Annotated in this window: 4 protein-coding genes; all 4 read right to left on the minus strand. The window is 32.9% G+C overall.

Features of this window, described 5'->3' with window-relative positions:
• Nucleotides 1-44: 44 nt before the first annotated feature.
• The 4 genes from LXF01_RS17310 to LXF01_RS17325 all read right to left on the minus strand — a co-directional run bounded on the left by LXF01_RS17310 (nt 45) and on the right by LXF01_RS17325 (nt 6689).
• Nucleotides 45-2243, minus strand: coding sequence for an AAA family ATPase (locus tag LXF01_RS17310; RefSeq protein WP_233945535.1), 2199 nt, complete (start codon nt 2241-2243; stop codon nt 45-47).
• 234 nt (nt 2244-2477) lie between these two features.
• Complete coding sequence (locus LXF01_RS17315; protein ID WP_233945536.1) at nt 2478-3707, minus strand: tyrosine-type recombinase/integrase; 1230 nt, start codon at nt 3705-3707, stop codon at nt 2478-2480.
• A 761-nt stretch (nt 3708-4468) separates the two neighbouring features.
• Nucleotides 4469-5122, minus strand: coding sequence for an IS30 family transposase (locus LXF01_RS17320; protein WP_233945537.1), 654 nt, complete (start codon nt 5120-5122; stop codon nt 4469-4471).
• Between the two features lie 388 nt (nt 5123-5510).
• Nucleotides 5511-6689, minus strand: coding sequence for a replication initiation protein (locus LXF01_RS17325; RefSeq protein ID WP_233945538.1), 1179 nt, complete (start codon nt 6687-6689; stop codon nt 5511-5513).
• Between the last annotated feature and the right edge of the window lie 471 nt (nt 6690-7160).

Genomic DNA, 7160 nt, shown 5'->3' on the forward strand with positions numbered 1-7160 from the left:
CCATTTGGGAGTAGCCTTTCCTAATTTAAAGGTCATGTTTACCTTTAACTTGGAACCATCATTTCATAATGAGCATAATGTCCAGACTTGTTAAAAATTTCTTTGAAAACTCTTAGATATGATTCATTAGTTTGTTCTCCATGATTTATATATAAATCATCATGAATAGAATGAGAGCCATCATTCACCCATGAGAAAAGAGACTGGCAAATTAACTTATCAGTTCCTTCAAACAAATCACAAACCTCGTCCTTGGACTTGCCACCCCACATAGTAAAATAGTTTTCTAAAATTCTGCGTAGTGTATTTTGAATAGTTAAGCTCGATGTATTTTGTATCCGTATATCAGACCATAGTAATTCATACGCAGACCTAATTGGATTTTCTGTGCATTTTTCAACAGTTGAGCCACTCGAGGTTTTCCTAACCATCCAAAAACTTTCATCACTCATAATTTTAGTTTTACAACGATTTTTATGAAAACTAATCTCTTTATGGAAATAAACATTATGAGTTAACACAAACACTTGTTTTATCAAACAATTAGATTGGCGAACATTTTCAAATATTCTTTTAATAAGACTACTTACAATGTAAAGGATATCACTGTCTAAGCTCGAAATTGGATCATCAAATACTACCACTCTATTTTCTGTAATTCCTGATACAGAATGAGATCCTTTGATAAGGCAATAAAAATATAAGAAAGTAATAAAGGTTTTTTCACCTTCGCTTAACGATCGACTTGCATCATCTCCATTTGAACGACAAATTCTATAATGACCTTGTTGATCTACTGGTTGAATACTAAATGATGTAAAACCAAAAGATTGGAGTAAGGTATTTATCTCATTGATAGTTGGAGCAGTCGAAGTAGATCGTTGCTCATGTAATCTAACTTCTTCTCGCAGCTCTCGTAATCTTTGTCGCTTTGTATTTAAATTCTGAGTCATTCCATTAATTGTTGCATTAAGAGTGTTCTTTCTACTTATATATTGTTGTAAGTCACTATCTAATTCATTAAGAACATATTTCCATACTTGATTTTTAAGGTTTTCTTTTTCTGAATTAATATTTTGTACTATTTGATTATGCTCACTTATACGAATATTAGCATTCTGAATTAATTCTAAAATTTTACTTATTGCCATATCTATAGGTTCAAGGCTAAGAATTAGACTTGGTTCAAGCAATTTCTTTTGTAGAATACTTTTATTTACTTCTATCTGACTTTTAAAGGCTTTGCACTCAGCCTCAAAAAGTGCTTGATCCAGAAAAGAAGTATTTTGCTCACTAATTTTGTCAATAACATTTTGAGTCCTATTAGCTACAGCTATATATTCTTGGTTTAAAATATTTACTGTTCTAATATCTTGATCATAGATTTCACTAAAAAAATTATTAAAATCTTCGACTAAGTTATGTGGAGTAGCCTGCTGACAAAATGGACAAGTTGGAGAACTATTATTTAAATGAGTGATTCCTTGTTTTACCCAATCACTATTACCTAGACGTTCTATCAATTGTGCAATTGGAGCCTCCTGATTTCCGATAATTATCTTTTGCAAAATATTATTGGATTGAGCTTGGAGCAGATAGCTGGCATCAAAAAGAGGAAGTGGATTATATCTTTGTAAATCATTAGAAAACACTGTTGAAGATTTTTCTTTTAATTCATGAAGAGATAATAACTCAGCATTGTTTATTTGCTTTTGTTGCAAAACTTTGTCTTTAAATTTTTCAGCGTTATTTCTTAATCCAGTAAAAGCTTCTTGAAAATATGAATCATGTAATTGTTTCTGACGCCAGCATTTTTCTTGTAGTTCTGGCTCTAATGCCTCTAATTCTTCTTTCTTCCCAATTTGTCCTTCACCATCACCATTCAACTGAACATTCAGGCGACCTATATCTTGATTTAAAGATTCAATTTGAGGGATTAACTGATTAATTTGTAATTCTGCATCAACCTGATCGCTTCCTAAAGTAAATACTCCTTTTACGGTATTTTCTTGATTGAAATTATTTTCAATAAAATCAGAATTATATACTAAAATTTTTAGAGGAGCTCGATTCTCCCATTGTAAAGCACAATGCCTATAACCTTCGGCTTGATCAAGAACCCTACTTATAGTCGTTTTACCAGAACCATTGGATCCAAATATAAAATTAATTTTCTTGAGGTCGTTCAGTTGAGACGGCAAAGAATATGTAGCCACATTATTAATCGTAATTCCTGTAAGCATTAGACCCCCAATTTAATAATTTAAAATATATTTAAAAGCAATAAGTTATGAAATATAACAATAAAACATAGAAAATTCTATTCATACGTTGAATGAAGGAGAGTGGAAATGAATGAGGAAAAAGGAGAAGGTAGAGCAGACAATTATTTTTATTAAAATCAGCTAAAACAAATACACAAAACAGACATAACTTAAGTTATGTCAGTTTTGTCACCATAAGTGGTCATCTAACAGTTAACTACCGTGTGGTACTAATCGAACATGATCAACAATTTTGGTTACGTGGCTAGCCCACCACTGCATTATGTGAATTCTATCTTCCAAATGGGTAGCTTTGTCATAGTCAGCTTTTACGCCTCTTTTTTTATGTGCAAGAGCTGATTCAATAACTTGTTCTAAGTCTGCAAATTTCTCATTCAAAGCTGTAGAGGCAATATGGCGAAAGCCATGGGGGCTTTGCTTACCTCGATAGCCTAGATTCTTTAGAGCATTGTTGAGAGTTGACTCACTCATAGGTTGAGTTAGGCTATCTCGACTACAAAATAAATAATCGGATGGAGTTCTAATTTTTTCCAGTTTCTTTAAAAGACCAATTGCTTGATCAGGTAATGGCACTACATGCCTGATACCACACTTCATTGTATGCGCTGGTTTAATCCAAATTTTATTATCAAAATCGAAATCCTCCCATTTTGCATAACGAAGCTCTTGAGGTCGAGGAAAAAGTAACACTAATAACTCTAATGCGATAGCAGTATGTTGATTAGTATAACTTCTGATAAAGTGAACTAACTGAGGCAGTTCAACAAGCTTCACATGCTTCATATTCCCCTTACTACCTTTATCTAAATACTTAAGAATGCCATTTAAAGGATTTTGTGTAATATCTCCACGAAATTCTGCAAGATCGTAAGCATTTCTACAATGTGAGACTAACTTTTTTACTCGATTGAAAATTGCTTCATTTCTAAGTAAATTCTGAAAAAAATCTAACCACTCAACTCGTGAAATTTCAGCAAAGTCTTTATCTCCGAATACTGACAGTATTCGCTTTTCAATAGATTGTGTCTCTTTCTTTATCGTGATTTCAGCCCACTGTGTTTTTTTTGTATCAAGCCACTCATACATTAAGCTATTTAAGCTACGTCGTTCTTCTTTAACCTTCCTATTCTCGATTTCTTTTTTTGTTAGAACTTCTTCTTTGTTTCTTAACTTAAGAAAAATAGTTGAAGCTTCAAGTTTAGCCTCTACCAATGATAACTGGGGGTAACTTCCAACGCTGTGCCATTTCCACTTACCAGTATTATCTTTAAAGCGTACTTGCCAAGATTTTTTACCTGTTGGTGAGACTCGAAAATACAGTCCTGTATCGCATGCAATACGATATTCCTTTGCCTCTGGCTCAAGATTATCAAGATGAGTATCTTTAATTTGTTTAATGCCATCTAGGGCGGTTCTTTTCACAGTAAAACACCTTGTATCCGAGTAATGTAAAAAGAGTATTGGATACAAGGTTGGATACACAATAGGGTTAATCATAGCAGTGCATAGCGAGACATAACTGTGCAAAAAATGGAAATAAAAAACCCATGAATCGTTATAATTCATGGGTTTAAATATCATCGCAGTGCAAAGCTGTGCATATGATTACAAAAATTTGGTGGGCCCAGACAGACTTGAACTGTCGACCAACGGATTATGAGTCCATTAAATATCAAGTTTAATCAGATTGTGGACAAAGCGAGTAAGCATCTTTATAGACAATCTATATAGAAATTTAATCCTTAAGCAGCCTTGAATCCCTTTATCAGAATAAGTGTGATTGCGTCAGAGCAAGCCTGGTAGCTGTGCTTATAGTATCTTAGGATCAATTTTTTGCTTGATTAGTACTTGAAAATACAAGGACGAAGATTGTACGGAGATTTTAGGTGCAGGCTTCTTCATCTGTAAATTATATTATTGAGAAAGCTTTAAAAAAAAGCTTCGTCCAATTTTTTTTTACATGCTTAAAAACAAGTATCTATAAATATTTTATGCAAATAAAAATGAAATTCTATTCTTAGATTAGCATTTGAAGTGCAACACCATGCTGTTACCATAATACCTGACTCGGACTTCCAAGCCGAGTCTTTTTCTTGGACGATGATTGATACGATCAGTGATTTCTGAGATGTATTCATCTGTATACTGATTTAAGTTCCTTCCTTTTCTAATGTATTGTCTGACTAAGCCATTGGTATTTTCATTTCTGCCTCGCTCCTAGCACTATAAGGATCTGCAAAATACCAATCTATTTCTAATGCTTGAGCTGCATATTCATGCAGACTGAACTCCTTACCATTATCAGCGGTAATCATTTTGAGCTGATCTTTAATCGGCTCAAGTAAACTGATTGTTGTTTGGCAAACTTCCTCTGCTTTGCCTGACCTACACTTCTTCAACCACAAATAACCTGTTTTGCGATCTACAATCGAGACCAATGATTGCTGATGATTCCTACCCACAATCGTATCTATCTCTAGATCACCAAAACGATGACGGCGTTCAATCTCAATCGGTCTATCATGAATGCTTTTACGATTAGCCAGCTGACCACGAGATGCAATCTGTTCAGGACTCCCTTGGAGTTCAAAATAAAAGATGACATGTGTCCATATTTCATCAGGGATTCTTTTGGGATTGTAGAAATGGCGTCTTAAAGCGAGTTGATTAGCATGTTTAGCGAAGTAACCATTTCTCGCTCGATTACGATTAATTTCTATAGGAATAGTGGAAGGTGAACAATTCAGTCTCCAAGCAATGTAACGTTTAGAAAATCCTTCACGTAACAATGTAGAAATCTGATATCTTTCTTCTTGGGTAAGATGAGTATAGTCCATGATACAACTTTGACTTTGGTCGGTCGGAAGCAAAATGCTAGCTTATCTTGCTTCTTTACAATAATTTAATCTCTGTTGCACTTCATTTGAGAATCTAAGATTTATAAATTAATTCTTTAGAAAAATGGTGATTTAAATAGAATTCCTTCATCATATTAACTACTAGATCGCCATTTTTCATCTTAAATTTAATATTCAATCATATCGATGATAAAATCCACTTTATCTAATTTCAATATTTATTTCAAAAAATACTCTTATCACCTTTAGCCTACAGATCGTTTATGAATTAGATCAATATGTCGTAAAATTGTTTTTCTAATTAAAGTTATAAGTGGTTTCTTTGAACTAAGAATAGCCGATAAAAGTGTAGCAAGTTGCTACACTCCTAAATAATATCCTTTCCGAAAATTTCATTTAGACGATCCTTGATGTCTTCCACAAATTTACTATCAGTTTTCAATTTATTTTTCATTTTTCGCTTAAAGTCACTTAAGCTCATTCCTACTTCAGCAAAATCCATTTGAAATAATGAATCATTGATAACAACGTTTGCTTGAGAGTCTGTGAGGCAACCTACAGTCTTAAACCACTTTTCAAGCTGTAAATAATTAGCATCATCATTAAAAATATACCATGAACGTACAGTGGTATCGAATTTTGCACCTAGATCTTTTACCTCAGCATTATCTTCAAATGGAACATCTAAGTAGATCTTTAATTTTTCGGCCTTTTTATTTTCAATTACAGGCTTTTCAAAACCACGATGATGTAGTTTAAATTTTACGCCTACAATAGGGCGTCCTTTTTTAATGGTTTCATATTCTAACTGTAGATCGGTGTTTTCATTAATTTCAGATACAATTTTATCTAATACATAACGTCGAAAATCGACCCAACGGTCATATTTAGTTTCATTTATATCAATTAGAGCTTTGAGATTCTCTAATAATAATGGAACTTCATAGATTTCTTGAGTCTTAAATTTGAATTCGTTTTTTATGAAATAGGTATAAAGACTCATACTTGCAACTGAATCTAGAGCAAATAAATGTTTTAGTTGGTATGTCGTAAAATTACCACCAGCTAATTGAGTAAAGTAAGGTAATACTTCACTGGTAAATCTGATTTGAAGTGCATTCTTTGAATCATCTTCCCATCTTAACTCACGGATAATAGGGACAACCGAGTGAACTCTTTTAGTCTTTTTTTTTATATCATCTACAGGTTCTTCAATTACAAAGTGCGCCACACGGGATGAAAGTTCTTTGTAAATTCGATCAATGGCTACATTAATTGAATTTCGCTTACTTAATCCCAGTAATTCAGCTAAATCATCTTTATACAGATAGATGTATGTTTGTTCACTAATCTCTTTATCGATATGATTCTTCTCACCGTAATTGGCAACAGCCATCGCATATAAAAGTGCTTTATATTCATTCGCTGACAATTCAATAGGTCGTATCAAACGATTGCTAGTACTTACAACCCCATTGTGACGAATATTACCTATGCAGTACGGGATTGAATCCAGCTCTTCTTTGTTATGGCTTAGTTCTGACATAAAGTGTATTAACTATTTTAAGTGTGCTTAACTTGATTATGCATGTTATATAAAAAAGTGGAAAAAGATTCAACACTTTCACCTAAAAAAACCTAAGGTGGAATACTTGTCACCAAATTTAGGTAAAAATCCATTAAAGTGGAAATATATTTTTAAATTCCACTCCAAGATGACAAACACTCCACTTTTAGATGTTTTTGATTCTTTATAGAAATACGGATTGATGAATAAACACCCATAATGGATTTTAAATAATCAATTAACCTATTTCGATATGACAAGTTTTCCACCTTTAAAAACGCAGATCACTGAAAAAAAATATCGAGTTTAGTCATAAGAACAAAATATCTGCATTCTAGGGTGAGTGCGTGAAATTCTTTCCACTCTTAGATCAATGAATATATCAAAAAATGGTGTAGTAAAAAAAAGTCTTGCAACTTTATCCACAATATTATTTTTGTAAGTGATTTT

The organism is Acinetobacter sp. SH20PTE14 (assembly GCF_021391555.1).
GTDB classification, from domain to species: domain Bacteria; phylum Pseudomonadota; class Gammaproteobacteria; order Pseudomonadales; family Moraxellaceae; genus Acinetobacter; species Acinetobacter amyesii.